Genomic DNA, 19,871 nt, shown 5'->3' with positions numbered 1-19,871 from the left:
GGGGCTGCACGCCCGTGAACCTCGACACCGACCAGCCGGCGGTGCCCACCGTCGGCGTGCTGGAGACAGCCGCGCTGCTGCGGGAACTCACCGCCGGCCTTATCGCGGTGACCGATTTCGATGATGCGCTGACCGCGCTGGTCCGGATCACCCGGGACGCGGTGGCCGGGGTGAGCTTCTCCGGCTTCACCGTCCTGCGGGCCGGCCAGCCGGCCGGGGCGGCGGCCTCCGATCCGACCCTGGCCGGCCTCGACGACCTCCGGTACGGCCCCGACTCGCCGGCCATGGACGCGATCCGCCGCCGGGAGATGGTGCTGTCGGAGAACCTCGGGCGTGAGCGGCGCTGGCCGGACTGGACGCCCCGCGCGGTCGACCTCGGCGTGTACGGGGTGATCTCCGCTCCGCTCGACGTCGACGACCAGGTGCTCGGCGCGATCAACCTGTACGCCGGCGAGTCCGACGTGCTCACCACCGGGCACCAACTCACCGCGATGCTGCTCGCGGAGCATGCCGGCCTGCTGCTGGCCGCCGTCCGGGACCGGGCCCGCCAGCTCGAGGTCGCCGACGAGCGCGACTCCTCCCTGCTCGACGGCGGGGTCGTCGGGCAGGCCATCGGGGTGATCATGACTCAGCGTGGCTGCCCGGCCGAGGAGGCGCTCGAGGTGCTGCGCAGCGCCGCGGCCTCGCTGGACATCCCGCTACGGGAAGTGGCGCAGCGGCTGGTCCGGACGGTCTCCCGCGCCCGGGACAACTGAGCCGCTTCGCACCCTCCTCCCACCGCGCGTCGTTTCACCCCGCGTGCGCCCGGGTAGCACTCTGGGTTCACGCGCCGCGAACCCGGGGAGGGAACGATGCAGAGCCGGCTGCGGGTCCAGGGGCACCCGATCCAACCGATGCTGGTGACGTTCCCGTACGGGCTCTTCGCCACCGCAGTCATCTTCGACCTGGCCGACGTGCTGGGCGGGCCGGCGTTCCTCGGCGAGGTCGGCTACTGGAGTGCGGTGGCCGCCCTGGTCGCCGCCGCGCTCGCGGCGGTGGCCGGCATGGTCGACCTGTGGGACGTGCCCGGCGACCGGACCCGGCGCACCGCCATCGCCTTCAACCTGGTGAACCTGGCGATGGCCGGGTTGTTCCTGCTCGTCTGCCTGATCCGGGCGGACGCCCCGCAGAACGGCGCGTCACCCGTGCTGCTCGCCACCGAGCTGGTGGCGCTCGGCGTCGGCGCGGTGGGGGTACGCCTCGGCGCCCGGCTGGTGCGCCGGTTCGACGAGGGACGGGCCGAGGCCACCACCTTCGACGCCCTGGGCGCGGTGACCGGAACGGCTCCGGAGATCGTCCGTCCCAGCCCGGAGGTCGGCACACCCTGACCCGCCGGTCCGAGGCCCGCCGCCCCTGATCGGGCGGGCGGCGTCAGTGGGCGTCGGTCCGGTGCGCGGCCAGCACGTCCTGGCCGAAGTCGCTGCCCGGGCGGCGCAGCACGGTGTGCGCGTGGTTGCCGTCGTCGGAGGTGTTGTCGTACTCGATCAGCAGGTCGTCGCCCTGGACCCGGTAGTAGTGCCGCTGGCCGGTGCCGGTCGGGCCGGCCCAGGCGAAGTGCAGCTCGCGGCCGTCGAGCCGGCGCGCCTCGCGGACCGCCAGCTCCGGTGGGAGCCGATCCAGGTAGACGGCGAGCAGCTGCCCCAGCAGCGCCCGTCCGGTCGGCCCGAGCCGGTCCGCCGGCACGCCGAGCGGCTCCAGCGGGCCGTCGACCCGGGGCCGGGTGGCGCTGATGATGTCGTCGGGCGCCCGGTCGGCGATGATCGCCGCGTCGCGGGCCGCCGGGCCCATCGCTTCCAGCAACGCCCGCGCCAGGTCCTCCTCGACGCCGAGCGGGCGGGAGACCGGGTGCCCGGCGTGGCGTACGGCCGCCGGGTTCGCGCCGAAGAAGATCGGCGCGGGGGAGACCTGACCGTCCGCCACGGTCATGCTGACCGAGAGGTGGTGCCCCTCGATCCGCCACGCCCAGCGGTCGTCGCGCTCCGGGTCCCCGAAGATCGCCACCCAGTAGTCGCCGCTGTGCCGGCCCAGCCGCCAGCCCTCGGCCCGGTCGAGCACCTCCTCGAGCGCGACGATCGCCATCGCCTGGGCGTACGCGGCGGGGCTCAGCGCGGTAGCCAGCAGCCGGTGCGCGGCCTTGCGCCCGGCGCGGTCGAGGTCGTCCAGGCACACCCCAGGCCGGGGCCGGGGGCGGTACTCCAGCCAGCGCCGGGCGCCGGTGTCGTCGAAGCGGTAGGAGACGCCGGCCCTCGCCGGCTCGTCGAGCGCCGACAGCAGCGTGCCGGCCGCCGCTCGCATCTGCTCGGGTAGCGGATCTTCCACCGCCCCTGTATACCCGGGCCCGGTCACGGCCCGCTCGCGGACACCCCGCCCTTGCCGGCATCGAGGTCGCCGCGGATGCCGGTCCGGGCCGGGTCGAAGATCCCGGCGCGCTTGATACGGTCTGCGGCGTTTGGGGGAGGACGATGGACGAGACGGTCTACGTGGGCAACGCCGGGGCCGACGGCGCCACCAACGGCGGCTGGCTGCTCGGGCACTTCATGCCGAAGGGCGAGGTCCGGCACAGCACCGACGTCGAGATCAAGTGGGGGGTGCATCCGCCGGGGGAGACCCGGGCCCGGTGGGCGACCGGAGAGCAGCGTACGGCCCTGCTGGTGCTGGTCAGCGGTCGTTTCCGGGTCGAGTTGCGCGATCGTACGGTGGTGCTCGGCGCACCCGGTGACTACGTCGTGTGGGGTCCCGGGGTCGACCATTCCTGGTTCGCCGAGCAGGAGTCCGTGGTGCTCACCGTCCGCTGGCCCTCCGTGCCGGGCTACCGGGTGGAGCCGCCCGTCCTGCGCTGACCGGCCCTCGTCGTGAGAGGTGCTGTCTCAGCATTCGAAATACCTACTAAACCTATAGGTTTTCCCGACTAGAGTTCGAGGTGGCCGTACCGCCGGACCCGTGAGGACGCCATGAGCCGCCGCTCCGAACCCGACCCGCTCGCCGTCGCCGCCCGGTGGGCGGCCGAACCGGCCGGCTGGCCGGTGCCGCTGCGCTTCGACCCCGTGCAGCGCTGGTACGCCCGGCTCGCCGCGGACGCCGACCACGAGGTGTGGGCGCTGAGCTGGCTGCCCGGGCAGGGCGCCGACCTGCACGACCACGGCGGGTCGGCGGGCGCCTTCCTCGTCGTGGCGGGTGTGCTCACCGAGGAGACGGTCGCCGGCGGGCGGCTGCGCCCGCACCGGCTCCCCGCCGGCTCCGCTCGCCGCTTCGGCTCCCGGCACGTGCACGCCGTGACCAACCGGGGTGACGTTCCGGCCGTCAGCGTGCACGTCTACCGGCCCGCGCTGCGCCGGATGACCCGCTACCACCTCACCGGCGGCCGGCTGCGGGTCGCCGAGGTGGCCGAGGCGGGCGTGGCCTGGTGATCCCGGTCTGCTCTCGGGCCGGCACCGACGCCGGTGCGCGGCACGCCCAGTCACACCTTCGGCGCCCCCGCCTCGCGTCCGCCGGTCCGTCCTCGTCGGAAGGAACCCTCGTGCACCAGCCCCGCACCACCGACTCGCCCGCTCCGGTTCCCCCGCCGGGCTCCCGAGGAATCGACGAGATCCTGGCCGCCGCCCGAGCCCGGCTCGACCGTCTCGATCCCGAGCGGGCGCACCTGGCTCACCGGGCGGGCGCCCTGCTGGTCGACATCCGGCCGGCCGCGCAGCGCGCCGCGCACGGCACCGTCCCGGGCTCCCTCGCCGTGGAGCGCAACGTCCTCGAGTGGCGCTTCGACCCGCGCTGTCCCGCCCGGCTGCCCCAGGCCGTCGGCTACGACCTGCCGGTGGTGATCCTCTGTCAGGAGGGTTACACCTCCTCGCTGGCCGCCGCCGCGCTGAAGGACCTCGGGCTCCGGCGCGCCACCGACGTGGTGGGCGGCTTCGCCGCCTGGCGCATCGCCGGCCTGCCGGCCCTCGGCCCGACCCCGCTGCCGGCGTCGCCGCTCCCGATGGCCGCCGGTGTGGCCCGCCGCTGACGCCCATCGCGACTGTCGCTCCTCTTGGGAGCGTGCCCAGGTGGAGCTGGCCCACCTCTCCGGCCGCCGGTGACCGAATGTGAACCCGGTGGGGACCCCCTGTATCGGGTCATCCGGGCGACTCTGCTGTAATCATCAAACCTCGTACGCAGAGCGAGCATTCGGCTCCGATGTGTTCGTCAAATGTCACATTCATGCAACGTAGCGGCCTCTTGACCCTCGCACGGGTGCCGGGAAGCATCGATGAAGCGGCGTCCCGGGCCGTGGGGAGATCTCCCGACCAGCCAAGGAGGACCATGTCGGTCAGCCCCGCCTCGTCGCGCGCCGGATGGCATACGGCCCAACCCGTGGTACCCGGCCGGCCTCCCGGCGGTCAACGCCGCCCGGCGAACACGCCCGCGCCGGTGCTCACCGTCACCCTCTCCATCCCGCTGACGTGCGAGGAGTCGCTGACCCCGCCGGCCCGCCGACTGCTCGACGCCGCCCGCGAGCTGATCGAGCGGGGCGAATGCACCGTGACCCTGCCCGCCCCCACCACCGAGCGGCGAGTCGACGTACCGGCCAACCGGGCGGCGTCCCGCTCGCTCGCCGCCGCCCCCGCCCTGCACATCCTCGCCTCGTCCCGTTCGGTGCTGCGCGACGGCGAGCCGCTGCCGCTGACCCGGCTCGAATTCGACCTGCTGCTGCACCTCGTCGCCCACCCGCGCCGGGTCTTCACCCGGCTGCAACTGCTCAACGCCGTCTGGGGCTACGAGCACGCCGGCGTACGCACCGTCGACGTGCACGTACGCCGGTTGCGCGGCAAGGTCGGCGTCGACGTTCCACTGGTCACCACGGTCTACGGCGTCGGCTACCGGCTCGCCGACGACGCCCGGGTCACCCTCGACCGCAGCGGCTGACCGCCACCACCGCCAGGCAGGATGGTGGCGTGCGCATCCGCCCCATCTCGCCCGAGCGACTCGTCACCGAGCTGGCCGACCGGCTCGCCGCGCAGGCCGACACCGCACCGCCCGGCCGGCTGCGGGTGGGCGTCGACGGTCCGGGCGCCGCGCGACCGGAGGAACTCGCCGCCGCGCTCGTCGACCCGCTGCGCGCGCGGGGTCGCCCGGTGCTGCACGTACGCGCCGAGAACTTCCTGCGGCCCGCCTCCGTCCGGCTCGAACACGGTCGGAGGAACCCGGACGCCTACTACGAGGGCTGGACGGACGAGGCCGGGCTACGCCGGGAGGTGCTCGACCCGGCCGGGCCGGGCGGCTCCGGCCGTCTGCTGCCGTCGCTCTGGGACGCCACCGCCGACCGCGCCAGCCGGGCGGCGTACGTCGAACTGCCACCCGGCGGCGTCGTGCTGCTCAGCGGTCCGCTGCTGCTCGGGGGCGGCCTGCCCCTCGACGTCACCGTCCACCTGCTGCTCTCCCCGGCGGCCCTGCACCGACGCACCGACGCCGACGAGCAGTGGACGCTGCCGGCCTTCGACAGGTACGCCGCCGAAGTCGCCCCGGCCTCCTTCGCCGACGTCGTGGTACGCGTCGACGACCCCCGTCACCCCGCCCTCGTCGAGTACGCGGCACCAGCCTGAAAAACCGGTGCCCCGAACGACCTCGCCTGACCGGAAAATCCCCGGTTTGATCGCCGGATCCGGTGGGTATTCGCCCGGCTCACAGCGCACGGGTGATCGCCCGTGCACCGGACGCGACCGTGACCGGGGCCGCCGCGCGCCGGGCCCCCGGTTGACCAGAGGCAGGAAAGGCAGGCAGCGATGCTCGTCCACGACACGGTAGGAACGGGCCGAACCGAGGCGGAGACCGGGAAGATCCGGCAGTCCCTCCAATCGCGCTACGACGAGCTGTCCGCGGAGTACGAGCAGGCGGTGCTGCAGAGTCAGGTACTGCGGCTGGTCGAGGTCGGCGACACCGCCGGCGACGACCAGGCCGACAGTGGAACCAAGACCGCCGAGCGGGACACCGCGCAGTCGTTGCTGCGTACGATCCTCGACCGCCGCGCCCAGTACGAGCACGCCCTCGCCCGGCTCGAAGAGGGCACCTACGGTTTCTGCGAAGGCTGCACGGCGCCGATTCCCGTGGAGCGGCTGGAGATCTTCCCCTCCGCCACCACCTGCGTCACCTGCAAGCAGACCCGCGAGCGGCGGGCGGCCTGACCGCAGCGTCCGGTTGCCGGTCGGTCCGGAACGCGGTGAACTCCACAGATGGGTGACATCCTGGTGGGCACCGCCTCCTGGACCGACCGGACGCTGCTGGACTCCGGCTGGTATCCGCAGACCGCCGACACGCCGGAGAAGCGGCTCGCGTACTACGCCCGGCAGTTCCCGCTGGTCGAGGTGGACGCCACCTACTACTCACCGCCCGCGGAGCGGACCGCGCGGCTCTGGGCCGAGCGCACCCCGGCCGGCTTCACCTTCAACGTCAAGGCGTTCAGCCTGCTGACCCGACATCCGACCCGGGTCAACGCCCTCTACAAGGACCTGCGACCGGAGACCGAGAAGCGCAACGTCTACCCCGACGACCTCGCCCCGCAGGCGTACGAGGAGGTGTGGACGCGTTTCCTCTCGGCGCTCGACCCGCTCGTCGAGGTGGGGAAGCTCGGCGCGCTGCTGTTCCAGTTCCCACCCTGGTTCACCATCAAGCGGGACAACAAGCAGTACCTGCTGGAGGTCGCGAAGCGCTGCTCTCCGCTGCGGCCGGTGTACGAGTTCCGGCACGCCTCCTGGTTCGACGGCGACAACCGGGACGAGACGGTGGAGTTCCTGCGCAAGCACCGCCTGCCGTACGTCTGCGTCGACATGCCCCAGGGGCACCGCTCCTCGGTGCCGCCGGTGCTGGCGGCGACCGCCGACCTCGCGGTGGTGCGGTTCCACGGGCACAGCGACAAGTGGACGAGCACCGACATCCACGAGAAGTTCGGCTACCACTACTCCGACCGGGAGTTGCGCGACTGGGCGCCGAAGCTGCGCGAGCTGGCCGACTCCGCCCAGCGGACCCACGTGCTCATGAACAACTGTTATCGGGACTACGCGCAGACCAACGCGGCCACCCTCGCCGGCCTGCTCGGGGCGGAGTGATGCCGGCCGCCCAGCCGGGTCACCCGCGAAGGGTGAGGACGAGTCACCCGGGCGCGGGACACCGTGGAGGCTGCGTGCGGTCGGTGCGGCGACCGGCGCACCACGAGGAGGTGACCGGCAATGACGGCTCGGGTGGTGATGGATCCGCGACGCGGGGCCGTGCTGCACGTGGTCGGTGGGTCGCGTGACACGCGCGCAGCCCGGCAGGCGGGTCGACGGAGCCCCCTTCGGGCCCGGCCCGGCCCGGCGGGGCCGCCGCGGCGCGACGACGATCGACGCTGGGTCAACGACGAACGGGGGTGGGAAGATGGCTGAGCAGTTCATATCTGCGGTCGAGTCCTCGCTGGACAAGACGAACCTGATCCTGAAGGACATCGAGAGCGCCTACGGCTGGCCCAAGGAGCAGCGCAACCAGTCCTATGCCGCGTTGCGCACCGTGCTGCACCTGCTGCGGGACCGGATGCCGGTGCAGGAGAGCGTCGAGTTCGCGCAGCAACTGCCGATCCTCGTCCGGGGCATCTACTTCGACGGGTGGAAGCCGTCCGACGTACCGGTGAAGTTGAACCGGGAGGACTTCCTCTACGAGGTGCGGCAGGGCTTCCCGTACGACGTGCAGGGCGGCACCGAGCGGGTCGTGCAGGTGGTGCTCGACACGCTGCGCCGGCACGTCACCCAGGGTGAGTGGGAAGACGTCAAGGACACCATGCCGCGGGATCTCGCCCGGATGATGCCGTGAGGTGACGCCGGCCCGCCCCGACCCGGGGCGGGCGGGTCACCCCGCCGGGACGCGGCTCACCTGAAGTCCGTCCCGGCGACACCGGGCGGCGAAGGCGACCGCGTCGGCGATCGCCGCGCCGCCCGGGTCGTTGTTGAAGTAGACGTACACGGGCGCGTCGCCGAACGTATCGGCGAGCCGGCGCACCCACGACGTCAGGGCGGCCCGGCCGTAGCGCGGGTGCGGGCGGGCCCGCCCCTCGTGCAGGCGCAGGTAGCCGAAGTCCGTGGTACGCCACAGCGGCGTCACGGGCCGGCCGAGCCGGTCCGCCCAGACCAGCGCCGCCCGGTGCCGCTCCAGCGTCGCCCGGGTGGCGGCGGTCCACCAGGAGGTGTGCCGCGGCTCCACCGCCACCCGCACCTGCGGTGGGAAGAGGCGCAGGGTGGCGTCGAGGAGCGGAACGTCCGCGGCGAGGGTGGGCGGCAGTTGCAGCAGCACCGGCCCGAGCCGGTCGCCGAGCGCCGAGGCCCGGTCGAGGAACCGGTACACCGGCTCGGCCGGATCCCGCAGGCGCTTGATGTGGGTGAGGTAGCGGCTCATCTTCACCGCCACGCAGAAGTCGTCGGGCGTACGGGCGCGCCACGCCGCGAACGTGTCCCGCTCCGGCAGCCGGTAGAAGGCGTTGTTCACCTCCACCGTGGCGAACCGTTCGGCGAAGTGCTCCAGCCAGAGCCGCTGCGGCAGGCCGTCGGGGTAGAACCGGCCCCGCCAGTCGCGGTACTGCCAGCCCGACGTGCCGAGCAGGATCACCGCCGGACTACCAGAGCTGCAGCGGGAAGACCTCGAACGCGGCACCGTAGCGGACCCCGAGCCGGGTGCCGATCGGCCGGGCGAAACCCTCCAGGAACTCCTCGGCGTCGAAGCCGCCGTCGCCCAACCCGGTCAGGTACGCCGAGTGCGCCCGTAGCGACTCGACCCCCTGCGCGAACGTCGCGGTGACGTCCACCCCGTGCGTCGCCTGCGGCGATCCGGCGGCCCAGACCTCCCGCACCCCGTCCCACCGCTGCACCCCGTCGGTCAACTGCTCCGGGAAGATCCAGCGGTTGCCCGCGTCACGCGCCGCGTCCAGCGTCGCCCGGCCGGTGGCGATGTGGTCGGCCTGGTTCAGCGCGTACGCGCCGTCCCAGGTGTCGCGGAAGTTGTTCGTGATGACGATCTCCGGACGGTGCCGGCGCACCACCTCGGCGAGGGCCCGGCGCAGCGGCACACCGTACTCCAGGATCCCGTCGGGCAGGCCGAGGAACTCGACCGTGTCGACCCCGACGAGCGCCGCCGACGCCCGCTGCTCCTGCTCGCGGACCCGGCGGGCCTGCTCCGGCGCCAGCCCGTCGATACCGGCCTCGCCGCTGGTGACCAGGCAGTAGACGACCTGCTTGCCCTGCCCCGTCCAGCGCGCCACGGCCGCCGCCACGCCGAACTCCAGGTCGTCGGGGTGGGCCACCACGGCCAGGGCCCGCTGCCACTGCTCGGTCACCGGTTCGAGTGGAGTCACGGCTGGCTCGGTCATCGACACCTCCTGCGCCTTCGTCCGCCCCATCCTGCCACCGCGGCCGTCTCCCCGCTGCCGCCGAGACCGGCGTTCGGCGGCCCGTCCCACGCTGACCCCGAACCACCGATGTCCGCCATGTCGGACGTCTACCGTGAGGTTAGGAAGCGAGCGTGGGGGTAGCACTCGCTGCACAGAGACCCCGGCGTACGGCGGGGCCGGCACGAGGGAGCACCGATGGCACTCAGCGACGACGACATGACCACCATGGGCGCCGGAGGCGACGAGGGCCCCGCCGACGGTGGCGCGACGCCGGGCAAGCGGGACGGCGGCGCGGACGGCAGCGCCGACCAGGGCGCCGAACGCGGCATGGACCGCGGCGCGGACCAGGGCGCGGAGGGACCGGCGGACGGCGGTGCGACGCCCGGCAAGCAGGACGGCGGCGCCGACGGTGGGGCGGAGGGACCGGCCGACGGGGGCGCGACCCCCGGCAAACAGGACGGCGGCGCCGACGGCCCCGCCCGCTGAGCGATGGCCGTCACGCAGCTCGACCCGCCGGGCGGCCACGGCCGCCCGGCGGCGCAGCCCGCGAGCGCGTCCGCGGCGCTCGCCCGGTGCGTGGCCGTCGAACCGGCGAAGTTCGCCGCCGCGCACTGGGGCCAGACCCCACTGCTCTCCCGCGCCGACGAGCTACCCGACCCGGCCGGCTTCACCGACCTGTTCAGCCCTGGCGACGCCGACGAGCTGCTCAGCCGGCGCGGCCTGCGCACCCCCTTCCTGCGCATCGCCCGCGACGGGGAACTCGTGCCGCCGGTCCGCTGGACCGGCGGCGGCGGCGCCGGAGCCGAGATCGGCGACCAGGTGCTCGACGAGCGGGTGCTGGAGCAGTACGCCGCCGGCGCGACCCTGGTGCTGCAGGGCCTGCACCGCAACTGGCCGCCACTGATCGACTTCGCCCGCGACCTGGGTCTCGCGCTCGGCCAGCCGTTGCAGGTCAACGCGTACCTCACCCCGGCCGGGAACCAGGGCTTCGCCACCCACTACGACACGCACGACGTCTTCGTCCTGCAGGTCGACGGCCGCAAACACTGGCGGATCCACCCGCCGGTGCTGCCCGACCCGCTGGAGAAGCAGCCCTGGGGCGGCCGGGCCGACGAGGTGGCCGCCACCGCGCAGGGGCCGGCCGCGCTGGACGTGGTGCTCGCCCCGGGGGACGCGCTCTACCTGCCCCGCGGCTGGCTGCACAGCGCGCAGGCCCAGGAGTCCTCGTCGCTGCACCTGACCGTCGGCGTGCGCGCCCTCACCCGCTATGCGCTGGTCGAGGAGCTGCTGGCGCTCGCCGTCGAGGACCGCCGACTGCGGGCCGGCCTGCCGCTCGGCATCGACCTGTCCGACCCGGACGCCGTCGAGCCGGAGCTCACCGAGACGGTCGAGGCGCTGCGGGACTGGCTGCTGCGCGTCGACCCGACCGCGCTCGCCGACCGGCTGCGGCGGCGGTCCTGGCCGGCCGCGCGCCCGGCGCCGATCCGCCCGCTCGCCCAGGCCGCCGCCATCGACACCCTCGACGTCGACAGCCGACTCACCCTGCGTCCCGGGCTCCGTTGGCAGCTCGTCCCCGAGGCCGCGGACCGGGTCGCGCTGCGCTTGTTCGACCGGACCGTCAGCCTGCCCGCCGAGTGCGAACCGGCGGTCCGCGCCCTGCTCACCGGCGCGGTCGGCCGGGTCGGGGACCTGCCCGGCCTGCCGGACGACGCCGACCGGCTCGTGCTGGCCCGCCGACTGCTCCGCGAGGCGGTGGTCGTCCCCGGCTGAGCCGAGCAGCCGACCAGCCGCCCGGTCGACGACCGGCGCGCCGGTCAGCGGAAGAGGACCAGCAGTAGGACGGTGGCCGCCAGCCCGGCGGCGAGCACCACGGTGATCGGGCGGGGACCCAGCACGGCATTACGCCGATCCGCCAGCATCTTCGCCGGCACCAACCCGACCAGCGGGCCGAAGAGCGTCACCACCAGCGCCAGCACCGGCATCCCGACCGCCAGGTCGCCGCCGTAGCCCACCCCGGCCGCACGGGCCACCGCACCGAGGGCGTACGCCAGCACGGCGCCGGCCACGCCGCAGGCGGCGAGCAGCGGGTTGACCGAGCCGGGCAGCTCACCCGGCTGGCGGGTACGGTCGAGCAGCTCGCGCACCTGGCCCAGCAGCAGCACCGGATCGGCGTCGACGCCGGCCGTCGGCGCGGGCGCCCCGGTCAGCCGGCGCCCGGCGGAGCCGAGCCGCTCACGCAGCAGCTGCCACAGGTGCGCCGCCTCCGCGTCCACCCGCTCCTGCAGCTCCCGCGCGTCGGCCAGCTCCCGCTCGGCCTGCTCCACCTGCTCCTCCGCCTCGGCGACGGCCCGGTCCGCGGCGACGCACTGCCGCTCGTGCCAGCTCTGCGCCTCCTCCCGCTGGGCGTGCACGCGGGCGCTGACATCGGCGAGTCTGCGTACCTGCGCCGCGTACGTCTCGCTGGCAACCGGCTGGTTCATCGGGACGGTCCATAGGGGATGATCACTTGGCCGGTGCGGTGCACCGCTCGGTCGAAGAAGAGCCCACGCCACGGGCGGGGGTACCAGTCCGGGCCACCGGTGCCCGGATAGAGCGACGAGCCCAGCTCGCCGCCGTGCGTGTCGAGCGCCACCCAGGCGCCGATCTGATCGGTGCGCGCCGCCGGGCCGCCCAGATCCGCCCGCATCCGGGCCACGCCCCGCCACCAGGCCAGCACGTGCGTACGCCGCTCCGGCCCGTCGTGCAGGATCCCGCGCAGCCGCTCCAACCCGGTACGCCCCCCGGCTCGGGCGGCCAACGCGCCCGCCGCCGCGTCCACCGCGAAGAGCAGCAGATAGTGCGGATCGCCGGCGCTCGCCAACCCGTCCGCCGTCTCGGTCATCAGCTCGGCGACCGTCTCCTCGTCGTACCAGGCGGCGTCCTCGGCGAGCTCCTCGTAGAGGGCACGGGCGATCGGGTCCGCGTCCGGGTCGAGGCAGGCGATGGAGAACCGTGCCGTGCCCGGGCGGTGCTGCCGGGCCAGCGAGCGGGCCGCCGCGTCGAGCACCGCGCACGCCTCGTCGACCCGGGTGCCGAGCACCGCCAGGTTCCGTCCCGGCGCGCGAGGCAGCCGCAAGGCCGCCGACCGGGCCTGCACGTCGATGATCTCGCCGAGCAGCGCGACCGGGCCCCGGGTCGTACCGTCGCCGCTGCTCAGCGCCCGGAAGTCCGGCGCGTCGACGAGCCGCGGGATCGCGTCACCGTCGAAGAGCCGGGCCGGCGCGGCGTCCTGCGGGCGCATCCGCCACAGCCGGTGCTGCAGGCCGCTCCAGGTCTCCCAGTCACTCGCCGACGGGATCCGGGCGACCTGGTTCCCCTCCGGCAGCCCCGACTCGGCGTTGACCACCGCGTGCCAGCGCGGCAGCGACTGGGCGGCGTCGTTGCGCTCGGCGAGGATCCGCAGTGCCTTCGGCAGCGCGATCCGCAGGGTGAACTGGGCGACCAGCGCCGGCCGCCCCCACAGCGCCTCGATCCCGCGCACGTCCTGCGAGGCGAGGACCAGGTGGATGCCCTGCGAGCGACCCCGGCGGGCCAGGTCCTCCAGCAGGTCGGCGGCCTCCCGGGCGACCACGTCGCGCCCGGCGAGCAGCATCTGGAACTCGTCGACCACCGCCACGATGCGCGGCCAGCGGCCGGTCGGGTCCACCGCGCGCAGCTCGGCGAGCTTGGTGACCTCGTGCTTCTTCGCCGCGTCGGCACGCCGGCGCAGCTCCTCGGCGAGGAACCGCAGCAGCGCCAGCCCGAACTCCCGGTCGGTGTTGACGTTGATCCCGACCAGCCGCATGTGCGGCAGCCAGCTCGGGTCACGCCGGCCCTGCGCGAACCGGGCGAACGACACCCCCTCCTTGAAATCGAGCAGGTAGAACTCCAGCTCGGCGGGGGAGTAGCGGGCGGCGAGCGCCCCGATCCAGGTGAAGATCAGGTTGGTCTTGCCGGTGCCGGACGGGCCACCGATCAGCGCGTGCGGCGGGTAGTCGCCCAACGTCAGCAGCACCGGGCGGCCCTGCGGCCCCTCGCCGATGGGTGCCGTCAGGCCGGTGGCCGAGTCCTCCCGCCACATCCGCTCCGGCGGCGGCAGCAGGTCCGTGAAGGGCGTCGGCGCGGGACCGGCGTTGACCCGGGCCGCCACGTCCCGGCAGGTCTCGGTGACCAGGGGCGCCGGCGGCGGCGGGTCGAGCCGGACCGGCAGCCCCGGCGACGCGCCGACTCGCGCGCCCTCCGGTTCGGCCACCACCCGGGTGACCGTCGGATCGTCCGGCAGCGCCACGCCCCGCACCACGAGGTGCACCCCGCACGCCGCGCCCGTACGGACCACCCGGTCGAGCTGGCCGCGCTCGTGGCGGGAGAGCTCGTCGCCGCCGAGCAGCACCGCCACCCGCCACGGCTCGGGCCGGCGGCCCGTCGCGGCGGCCAACTCCCGCAGCGAGCTGTGCTCCCCGGCCAGCACCGTCTCGTTGATCCGCCGGATCTGCTCGACGAGGTCGTCGAGCAACCGACCCAGCCCACCCGGCCCGACGAAGGTCAGCAAGCCGGCGGTGCCGAGCGGGGCGAAACCGGCCAGCCCGCCACCCAGGTGCTCCGGGTCGTACCCCATCAACCGGACGGTGCCGGGATCCGTCCGGCCCAGGGCGCGCAGCAGCAGCGCGCCGACCACCGCGTCGCAGCCGTCCCGGTCGGCGCCGGAGAGTTCGACGTGTCCCGCATCGAGCAGCGGCACCAGGGCCGGCACCGGCTCGGCGCCCGCAATGCCGAGGGTGCCGATCCGCAGCGCGCCGGGAGGCTCGGACCGCTCGGCCGGCGTGGCGCGCCAGCGGGACCACTCCTCGGCGGCGGCGCCGGGCGCCTCCCAGCGGGCGGCGTCGGCGGCCCGCCGGGCCAGCTCGGCGATGCGCGCGGCGTGCCGCTCGTCGATCTCGGCGAGGCGGCGGTCGCGCTCCGCGCCGACCCGCCCCGGCACCTCGGCGGCGGCCCGGCGTACCCGGGTCAGCCGCTCCCGCCCGGCGGCCAGCTCGGTCTGCGCGGCGAAGAGCCGGGTGCGGGCCGCGCCGAGCGCGTCGGCGAGCGTGCCCCGGACCCGGCTGACCAGCTGCGCGCGCCGGTCAGCCATCGCTGCCCCGGCGCCGGGGCGCGTCGACCCACGGACCCGGCCGCCGCGGACGGGTACCGGTGCCCGCGGCCGTCCGGTCGGGAAGCCCACCCGACTGCGCTCGGTTCGCGCCGGCGCCGGTCAGCTCGCCCGGCGCGGCCCGACCCGGGGTGGAACGCCCACCACGGTCGGCGCCGACCCGCTCGCCCGCCCGGCCGCCGTTGCCTGCGCCCGTCGGCGCCGAGTCGCCGGTCCCCCGGCGATCCGCCGTTGCCGCCTCGGGCAGGTCCCGCCCGAGGCGGGCGAGGAGCACACCGGTCAGCACACCGCCGGCCACCGCCGAGTCCGCGGCGTGCGGGGCCTCGCCGGAGCGGCGCGGCGGGGGCATCCGGCACAGCCGGGTCAGCAGCGTCTCCAGCACCGGCGCCGGTAGGCCGGGCAGCAGATCCCGCACCCGACCGTCCAGGGCGCTGCGCAGCCGGCCCAGATCGTCCGAGCGGGGCGGATGGCCGAGCAGCTCGGTGGCGAACTCCCGCAGCAGCTGGGGGGCGAGCGCGGCCATGCCCAGCCCGACGTCGGCGTGTGCCCGGCGCAGCTCGGTGCGCAGCCGGTCCCGGTCACCGGCGCGTACCCCGCGCACCACCCGGCGCAGCAGCTCGGTGGAGTCGGTGATCTGCTCGTCCGGTTCGTCCGCGCCCTCCGCGCCGCCGGTCAGCTCCGCCACCCGTACCGACCACCACCGCCGCAGCCGCACCTGCTCGGCCGGCTCGGGTGGTACGACGACCGGGGCGGCGTCCCGCGGCGCGTCGTGCCGGGGCCGCTCGGAGTCACGTGGCTGGGCCGGGGCGATGCCACCGGCGCCGAGCCCGATGGCGGCCAGGTACGCGGCGAGCTGCTCCTGTGCCAGCCGCAACGCGTATCCGGCGGTCTCGATGTGCTCGGTGGCGGAGGAGAGCTCCGGCACCCCCATCGGGTTGGCCGACTCCTGACGTACCCAGCGCAGTCGCTCGCTGGCCAACCCGAACTTCTCCAACGCCTGGGCGACCAGGCCGAGCGGCAGCTCCTCGGCGGCGGCGTGGACCTGGGCGCCGACATCCTCGACGATCGACACGGCCGTCGCCTACAGGGCCGCGACGTAGAGCTGCGCCTGCTCGACGGCGACCAGGGTCGCCGCGAGGCACTCCTCCAGCTCCTGACCGGCCTGGGTCAGCGAGGCCTGTGCCGCCTCGACCGTCTCGTGCCCGCTGCCCTCCAGCGCCCCGGCCAGGGTCTGCTGCGCCTCGGTGAGTTTCTCGCCGGCGGCCTGCACGGCGCTCTGGCCGTCGCCGATCTGCTGGAGTGCCACGTCGATGGCTGCCTTGAGCTCGGCGACGCTCGCCACGGGGGTTACCTCCTGGGGGCAGGGAGGCTTTCATTAGAGCCTATGGGTACGGCGGGAAGTCATCCGCCCTGTCAGTGTTCCTGCCCCGGTGACCGCTTGTCACCCTGAAGCGCCGGGAGTCCGATTGGCGGGACTGGCCGCATCTTGCGCCCGGACCGCCGGACCCGCCATGCGGCCCTCCGAACCCTCGCGCAGCCAGCGCGGCCCGTACACCTCGGCCCCCTCGGCCACGACCCGATCGCGCAGCTCACGGTCGGCCGTGACGACGACGCGCCGGCGCTGCGGGGCCGCGCGGACCAGGTCGACTATCGCGTCGTCGCCCGAGCCCCGGGCGCCGACCACCTCGACGCCCGGCACCGCCGCAACGTCCCGCGCGCGACCCTCCACCACCAGCACCACCACCACCGGCGGCAACAGCTGCGGGGGCAGCCCGACCTCGCCCAGCCCGGCGAGCGAGTCCCGCAACCGGGCGGTCGCCCCGGCCCGGTCCCGCCACCACCCGTCCGGGCGCGAGCCGACAACGTTCGCGGCGTCCACGATCAGCAGCGGCCGTACGTCCATCACCCCAGCCTGCCACCGCGGGCGCCCGCCGACCCGGCTGCCGCCGCCACCGGCGCGCCGCGCTGCCGCCACCGGCGCGCCGAGTGCCGCGCGCCGCCGAACCGCCGCCACCGGCGCGCCGTGCGCCACCGGACCGACGCGGGGACCGGCCGTCGTGCCCGCCCCGGCGGCCTCCGCGCGGCGTTTGTCGGGCCGACCGCCGGGTAGCCCCTGCCGACCGTGCCGCACGCTACTGCGGAGGACAGAGATGATGGGACCCGGCGACTTCGGCACCGACCCCTGGGACGAGTTCCTGGCCCGGTACTTCGGCCGTGGCGAGGGCGGGCGCCGACCGCCGCACCGGGTCGACATCACTCGGCTGATGACCGCCGACGCGCGGGAGACGCTGGCCGACGCGGCCCGGCGCGCGGCGCAGCGACAGAGCACCGACCTGGACACCGACCATCTGCTCTGGGCGGCGCTGCAACGCGAGCCGCTGCGCGATCTGGTACGACGGGCCGGCGCCGACCCGGACACCCTGCTCAACGCCCTCGGCGGCAAGGGCGACGGGGCGCCCCGTGGGGAGGTGCCGCCGAATCTGTCGCTCACCCCGGCGGCGAAGCGGGCGCTGCTCGACGCCCACCAGCTCTCCCGCGCGATGGGCGCCAACTACATCGGCCCCGAGCACATCCTGATGGCGTTGCCGCTGAACCCGGAGTCGCCGGCCGGTCGGATGCTCGCCGCGGGGCGGATCCAACCCGAGTCGTTGCAGGCCGCCAACGCCGAGCGCGGGCCGATGACCGGCCCGAAGCCGGACCGCGGCACACCGACCCTTGACCAGTACGGGCAGGACCTCACCGACCTGGCCCACAACGACCAGATCGACCCGGTCATCGGCCGCGCCGACGAGATCGAACAGGCCGTCGAGATCCTCTCCCGGCGTACGAAGAACAACCCGGTGCTCATCGGCGAGGCCGGTGTCGGCAAGACCGCCATCGTCGAAGGGCTGGCGGAGCGGATCTGCGACGGCGACGTGCCGCAGACCCTGCTCGGCAAGCGGGTGATCCAGCTGGACCTGGCCGGGCTCGTCGCCGGCACGCGCTACCGCGGTGACTTCGAGGAGCGGCTGAAGAAGGTGATCGACGAGATCCGGGCCCACCGGGAGGAGCTGATCATCTTCCTGGACGAGATCCACACCCTGGTCGGGGCGGGCGGCGCCGGCAGCGAGGGCGGCATGGACGCGAGCAACATGCTCAAGCCGGCGCTGGCCCGCGGCGAGCTGCGGGTGATCGGCGCGACGACGCTCGACGAGTACCGCAAGAGCATCGAGAAGGACGCGGCGCTCGCCCGCCGGTTCCAGCCGGTGCTGGTGCCGGAGCCGAGCGTCGACGACACCATCGCCATCCTGCGCGGACTGCGCGACCGGTACGAGGCGCACCACCAGGTGCGCTTCACCGACGAGGCGCTGATCGCCGCCGCCGAGCTCTCCGACCGGTACGTCACCGACCGGTTCCTGCCGGACAAGGCGATCGACCTGATCGACCAGGCCGGCGCCCGGGTCCGGCTGCGCACCCGGACCCCGGCCGCCGACGTACGGGACCTGGAGCGGCAGCTCGACGAGGTACGCCGGGACAAGGAGCAGGCGGTCTCCGACGAGAAGTACGAGCGCGCCTCCGCCCTGCGCGACCGGATCGCCGAGCTGGAGGAGCAGGTCCGCCGGGCGCACGGCGAGGACGGCAACGGCGGTTCACAGGTGCCCGAGGTGGGGCCGCAGGAGATCGCCGAGGTGGTGTCCCGTGCCACCGGCATCCCGGTCAACCAGCTCACCGAGGAGGAACGGGACCGGCTGCTGCGCCTCGAGGGGCACCTGCACGAGCGGGTGGTCGGGCAGGACGACGCGGTCTCCGCGGTCGCCGAGGCGGTCCGCCGTTCGCGTACCGGTCTCGCCGACCCGGAGCGGCCGATGGGCAGCTTCCTCTTCCTGGGCCCGACCGGCGTCGGGAAGACCGAGCTGGCCCGCGCCCTCGCCGAGGCGCTCTTCGGCGAGTCGGACCGGATGGTCCGGGTGGACATGAGCGAGTTCCAGGAGCGGCACACCGTGAGCCGTCTGGTGGGCGCGCCGCCGGGATACGTCGGCTACGAGGAGGCCGGGCAGCTCACCGAGGCGGTCCGCCGCCGCCCGTACGCGGTGGTGTTGCTCGACGAGATCGAGAAGGCGCACCCGGACGTGTTCAACATCCTGCTCCAGGTGCTCGACGACGGGCGGCTCACCGACGGGCAGGGTCGGACGGTCAACTTCAAGAACACCGTCCTGATCATGACGAGCAACCTCGGCTCGGAGCTGATCACCGGTGCGCAGCGTGCCGTCGGCTTCGGCGCCGGCGAGCCGGGCAGCGAACAGGAGAGCGACGAGCTGCGGGACCGGCTGATGCGCCGGCTGCAGGAGAACTTCCGGCCGGAGTTCCTCAACCGCATCGACGAGGTGATCATCTTCCGTCGGCTGGAGGCCGCGCAGCTGCGTCAGATCACCGAGCTGCTGCTGGAGGAGACCCGCCGCCGGATGCACGCCCAGGACATCGAGGTGGACGTCACCACCGCCGCCGTCGACTGGCTCGCCGAGCACGGCTACCAGCCGGAGTTCGGCGCCCGGCCACTGCGCCGCGTGATCCAGCGGGAGGTGGACAACCAGCTCTCCCGGATGCTGCTGGCGTCGGAGATCTCGCCCGGCCAGAAGGTCACTGTCGACGCTCGCGACGGCGCGCTCACCTTCGACGTCGGCGCCGGCGAGCGAGGCTACACCGCGGCCACGACGTCGCATCCGCGATGAGTCGCCCGGAGCCGCGCGAGCCGCAGCAGCCTCCCGAGGCGGAGCAGCCTGCCGAGACCGAGGAGTCCCGGGAGGACGCCGAACACCCCGAACCTATCCAGGCCCGGCCCACGGCCAACCCGGCGCGGGTCCGCATGCCGGCGGAAGGCTGGCGCCGCAAGACCGACGAAGGGGACCCGGAGACGTCCGGGCCGCCACCCGGAGAGGAGACCTGATGGTACGCGAGCAGCGGCTCGATCCCGAGGTTGCGGTGCTCTGGGACGACTTCCACGCCCAGGTCAACGTCCCGTCCGAACAGCTGCGACAGTGGCTGCTGACCCGCGGCTCGGGCGAGGAGGCGTTCGGCCCCGACCCGGACCTGAACCTGCCGGAGCCGGGGCGGCAGATCCTCAAGGTGCTGACCAAACGGAAGGTCGACCTCACCCCGGAGGACATCGAGGTGATGCAGGACGCCGTCGACCGGATCCAGGCCCTGGTGGACGCCCGGCCGCCGCGCGGCAACGCCGACGACGAGTGGCGGCACTCCCTGCTGGACCTCGGCCACGACATCCTGATCGAACGCTGACCGGCCGCGACCGCC

The 19,871-nt window shown here is 74.5% G+C and carries 23 protein-coding genes; 15 read left to right on the top strand and 8 right to left on the bottom strand.

The window, feature by feature from the left end; genetic code table 11:
- Window positions 1–14: 14 nt before the first annotated feature.
- Window positions 15–755, top strand: a complete 741-nt coding sequence (locus D7147_RS26355; protein WP_120682319.1) for a GAF and ANTAR domain-containing protein — start codon at window positions 15–17, stop codon at window positions 753–755.
- A gap of 96 nt (window positions 756–851) precedes the next feature.
- A complete protein-coding gene (locus D7147_RS26350) occupies window positions 852–1,367 on the top strand; it encodes a DUF2231 domain-containing protein (protein WP_120682317.1) in 516 nt (171 codons plus the stop codon).
- Window positions 1,368–1,410: 43 nt separating this feature from the next.
- Here D7147_RS26350 and D7147_RS26345 read toward each other — a convergent pair whose 3' ends face one another.
- Window positions 1,411–2,358, bottom strand: a complete 948-nt coding sequence (locus tag D7147_RS26345) for a DUF3500 domain-containing protein (protein WP_199734273.1) — start codon at window positions 2,356–2,358, stop codon at window positions 1,411–1,413.
- Between the two features lie 143 nt (window positions 2,359–2,501).
- Between D7147_RS26345 and D7147_RS26340 the strand changes: the two genes are divergently transcribed.
- The 8 genes from D7147_RS26340 to D7147_RS26300 all read left to right on the top strand — a co-directional run bounded on the left by D7147_RS26340 (window position 2,502) and on the right by D7147_RS26300 (window position 7,851).
- Window positions 2,502–2,879 carry a cupin domain-containing protein gene (locus D7147_RS26340; RefSeq protein ID WP_120682313.1) on the top strand — a complete coding sequence of 126 codons (378 nt, stop codon included), beginning with the start codon at window positions 2,502–2,504 and terminating at the stop codon, window positions 2,877–2,879.
- Between the two features lie 111 nt (window positions 2,880–2,990).
- Window positions 2,991–3,446 carry a cysteine dioxygenase gene (locus D7147_RS26335; protein ID WP_120682311.1) on the top strand — a complete coding sequence of 152 codons (456 nt, stop codon included), beginning with the start codon at window positions 2,991–2,993 and terminating at the stop codon, window positions 3,444–3,446.
- A gap of 110 nt (window positions 3,447–3,556) precedes the next feature.
- Window positions 3,557–4,039, top strand: a complete 483-nt coding sequence (locus tag D7147_RS26330; RefSeq protein WP_120682309.1) for a rhodanese-like domain-containing protein — start codon at window positions 3,557–3,559, stop codon at window positions 4,037–4,039.
- Between the two features lie 296 nt (window positions 4,040–4,335).
- Window positions 4,336–4,938, top strand: coding sequence for a winged helix-turn-helix domain-containing protein (locus D7147_RS26325; RefSeq protein ID WP_120682307.1), 603 nt, complete (start codon window positions 4,336–4,338; stop codon window positions 4,936–4,938).
- A 29-nt stretch (window positions 4,939–4,967) separates the two neighbouring features.
- Complete coding sequence (locus tag D7147_RS26320; RefSeq protein WP_120682305.1) at window positions 4,968–5,615, top strand: nucleoside/nucleotide kinase family protein; 648 nt, start codon at window positions 4,968–4,970, stop codon at window positions 5,613–5,615.
- Window positions 5,616–5,795: 180 nt separating this feature from the next.
- On the top strand, window positions 5,796–6,194 hold the full coding sequence (locus tag D7147_RS26315) for a TraR/DksA family transcriptional regulator (protein WP_120682303.1): 399 nt from the start codon (window positions 5,796–5,798) through the stop codon (window positions 6,192–6,194).
- A 48-nt stretch (window positions 6,195–6,242) separates the two neighbouring features.
- Window positions 6,243–7,115, top strand: coding sequence for a DUF72 domain-containing protein (locus D7147_RS26310; protein WP_120682301.1), 873 nt, complete (start codon window positions 6,243–6,245; stop codon window positions 7,113–7,115).
- Between the two features lie 307 nt (window positions 7,116–7,422).
- Complete coding sequence (locus D7147_RS26300) at window positions 7,423–7,851, top strand: DUF2267 domain-containing protein (RefSeq protein ID WP_120682297.1); 429 nt, start codon at window positions 7,423–7,425, stop codon at window positions 7,849–7,851.
- A 36-nt stretch (window positions 7,852–7,887) separates the two neighbouring features.
- Here the strand turns inward: D7147_RS26300 and D7147_RS26295 are convergent, their stop codons facing one another.
- The gene (locus tag D7147_RS26295; RefSeq protein ID WP_120682295.1) at window positions 7,888–8,640 is read right to left on the bottom strand and encodes a DUF72 domain-containing protein; all 753 of its coding nucleotides are present in this window, start codon (window positions 8,638–8,640) and stop codon (window positions 7,888–7,890) included.
- A gap of 7 nt (window positions 8,641–8,647) precedes the next feature.
- Window positions 8,648–9,397, bottom strand: a complete 750-nt coding sequence (locus D7147_RS26290) for a PIG-L deacetylase family protein (RefSeq protein WP_120682462.1) — start codon at window positions 9,395–9,397, stop codon at window positions 8,648–8,650.
- Between the two features lie 216 nt (window positions 9,398–9,613).
- On the opposite strand from D7147_RS26290, the gene D7147_RS26285 reads away from it, so the two are divergent.
- Both D7147_RS26285 and D7147_RS26280 read left to right on the top strand, forming a co-directional pair.
- Complete coding sequence (locus tag D7147_RS26285) at window positions 9,614–9,904, top strand: hypothetical protein (RefSeq protein ID WP_120682293.1); 291 nt, start codon at window positions 9,614–9,616, stop codon at window positions 9,902–9,904.
- A gap of 3 nt (window positions 9,905–9,907) precedes the next feature.
- On the top strand, window positions 9,908–11,188 hold the full coding sequence (locus D7147_RS26280) for a cupin domain-containing protein (protein WP_120682291.1): 1,281 nt from the start codon (window positions 9,908–9,910) through the stop codon (window positions 11,186–11,188).
- A 44-nt stretch (window positions 11,189–11,232) separates the two neighbouring features.
- Here D7147_RS26280 and D7147_RS26275 read toward each other — a convergent pair whose 3' ends face one another.
- The 5 genes from D7147_RS26275 to D7147_RS26255 form a co-directional block, all read right to left on the bottom strand.
- Complete coding sequence (locus tag D7147_RS26275) at window positions 11,233–11,898, bottom strand: hypothetical protein (RefSeq protein ID WP_120682289.1); 666 nt, start codon at window positions 11,896–11,898, stop codon at window positions 11,233–11,235.
- Complete coding sequence (locus D7147_RS26270; RefSeq protein ID WP_120682460.1) at window positions 11,895–14,564, bottom strand: FtsK/SpoIIIE domain-containing protein; 2,670 nt, start codon at window positions 14,562–14,564, stop codon at window positions 11,895–11,897. The genes D7147_RS26275 and D7147_RS26270 overlap by 4 nt, the downstream gene beginning before the upstream one ends.
- Window positions 14,557–15,654 (bottom strand): hypothetical protein, encoded by a 1,098-nt coding sequence (locus D7147_RS26265; RefSeq protein WP_233563475.1) that lies wholly within the window; start codon window positions 15,652–15,654, stop codon window positions 14,557–14,559. The genes D7147_RS26270 and D7147_RS26265 overlap by 8 nt, the downstream gene beginning before the upstream one ends.
- Window positions 15,655–15,663: 9 nt before the next feature.
- Window positions 15,664–15,924: a hypothetical protein gene (locus D7147_RS26260; RefSeq protein ID WP_120682287.1), complete on the bottom strand. Its 261-nt coding sequence runs from the start codon at window positions 15,922–15,924 to the stop codon at window positions 15,664–15,666.
- A gap of 99 nt (window positions 15,925–16,023) precedes the next feature.
- Window positions 16,024–16,485, bottom strand: a complete 462-nt coding sequence (locus D7147_RS26255; protein ID WP_233563473.1) for a PIN domain-containing protein — start codon at window positions 16,483–16,485, stop codon at window positions 16,024–16,026.
- A 247-nt stretch (window positions 16,486–16,732) separates the two neighbouring features.
- Between D7147_RS26255 and D7147_RS26250 the strand changes: the two genes are divergently transcribed.
- Genes D7147_RS26250 through D7147_RS26240 form a run of 3 tightly spaced genes read left to right on the top strand, consistent with a single transcriptional unit; the run spans window position 16,733 to window position 19,856 of the window.
- Window positions 16,733–19,291: an ATP-dependent Clp protease ATP-binding subunit gene (locus tag D7147_RS26250; RefSeq protein WP_120682285.1), complete on the top strand. Its 2,559-nt coding sequence runs from the start codon at window positions 16,733–16,735 to the stop codon at window positions 19,289–19,291.
- The gene (locus D7147_RS26245) at window positions 19,288–19,506 is read left to right on the top strand and encodes a hypothetical protein (protein ID WP_120682283.1); all 219 of its coding nucleotides are present in this window, start codon (window positions 19,288–19,290) and stop codon (window positions 19,504–19,506) included. The genes D7147_RS26250 and D7147_RS26245 overlap by 4 nt, the downstream gene beginning before the upstream one ends.
- A complete protein-coding gene (locus tag D7147_RS26240) occupies window positions 19,506–19,856 on the top strand; it encodes a DUF3140 domain-containing protein (RefSeq protein ID WP_120682281.1) in 351 nt (116 codons plus the stop codon). Before D7147_RS26245 ends, D7147_RS26240 begins: the two co-directional genes overlap by 1 nt.
- The last annotated feature ends 15 nt before the right edge of the window (window positions 19,857–19,871 follow it).

The sequence above is a fragment of the Micromonospora musae genome, assembly GCF_003626545.1.
In the GTDB taxonomy this organism is placed as follows: domain Bacteria; phylum Actinomycetota; class Actinomycetes; order Mycobacteriales; family Micromonosporaceae; genus Micromonospora; species Micromonospora musae.
The sequence above is the reverse complement of the archived record's forward strand: the minus strand, read 5'-3'. Positions and strand labels throughout refer to the sequence as shown.

Bases quoted from the DNA above. Each gene is read 5' to 3' on its own strand.
- D7147_RS26280 (WP_120682291.1), top strand. From the start codon at position 9,908: ATGGCCGTCACGCAGCTCGACCCGCCGGGCGGCCACGGCCGCCCGGCG.
- D7147_RS26245 (WP_120682283.1), top strand. From the start codon at position 19,288: ATGAGTCGCCCGGAGCCGCGCGAGCCGCAGCAGCCTCCCGAGGCGGAG.
- D7147_RS26270 (WP_120682460.1), bottom strand. From the start codon at position 14,564: ATGGCTGACCGGCGCGCGCAGCTGGTCAGCCGGGTCCGGGGCACGCTC.
- D7147_RS26300 (WP_120682297.1), top strand. From the start codon at position 7,423: ATGGCTGAGCAGTTCATATCTGCGGTCGAGTCCTCGCTGGACAAGACG.
- D7147_RS26350 (WP_120682317.1), top strand. From the start codon at position 852: ATGCAGAGCCGGCTGCGGGTCCAGGGGCACCCGATCCAACCGATGCTG.
- D7147_RS26340 (WP_120682313.1), top strand. From the start codon at position 2,502: ATGGACGAGACGGTCTACGTGGGCAACGCCGGGGCCGACGGCGCCACC.
- D7147_RS26290 (WP_120682462.1), bottom strand. From the start codon at position 9,397: ATGACCGAGCCAGCCGTGACTCCACTCGAACCGGTGACCGAGCAGTGG.
- D7147_RS26315 (WP_120682303.1), top strand. From the start codon at position 5,796: ATGCTCGTCCACGACACGGTAGGAACGGGCCGAACCGAGGCGGAGACC.
- D7147_RS26240 (WP_120682281.1), top strand. From the start codon at position 19,506: ATGGTACGCGAGCAGCGGCTCGATCCCGAGGTTGCGGTGCTCTGGGAC.
- D7147_RS26310 (WP_120682301.1), top strand. From the start codon at position 6,243: ATGGGTGACATCCTGGTGGGCACCGCCTCCTGGACCGACCGGACGCTG.
- D7147_RS26285 (WP_120682293.1), top strand. From the start codon at position 9,614: ATGGCACTCAGCGACGACGACATGACCACCATGGGCGCCGGAGGCGAC.
- D7147_RS26325 (WP_120682307.1), top strand. From the start codon at position 4,336: ATGTCGGTCAGCCCCGCCTCGTCGCGCGCCGGATGGCATACGGCCCAA.
- D7147_RS26275 (WP_120682289.1), bottom strand. From the start codon at position 11,898: ATGAACCAGCCGGTTGCCAGCGAGACGTACGCGGCGCAGGTACGCAGA.
- D7147_RS26255 (WP_233563473.1), bottom strand. From the start codon at position 16,485: ATGGACGTACGGCCGCTGCTGATCGTGGACGCCGCGAACGTTGTCGGC.
- D7147_RS26335 (WP_120682311.1), top strand. From the start codon at position 2,991: ATGAGCCGCCGCTCCGAACCCGACCCGCTCGCCGTCGCCGCCCGGTGG.
- D7147_RS26250 (WP_120682285.1), top strand. From the start codon at position 16,733: ATGATGGGACCCGGCGACTTCGGCACCGACCCCTGGGACGAGTTCCTG.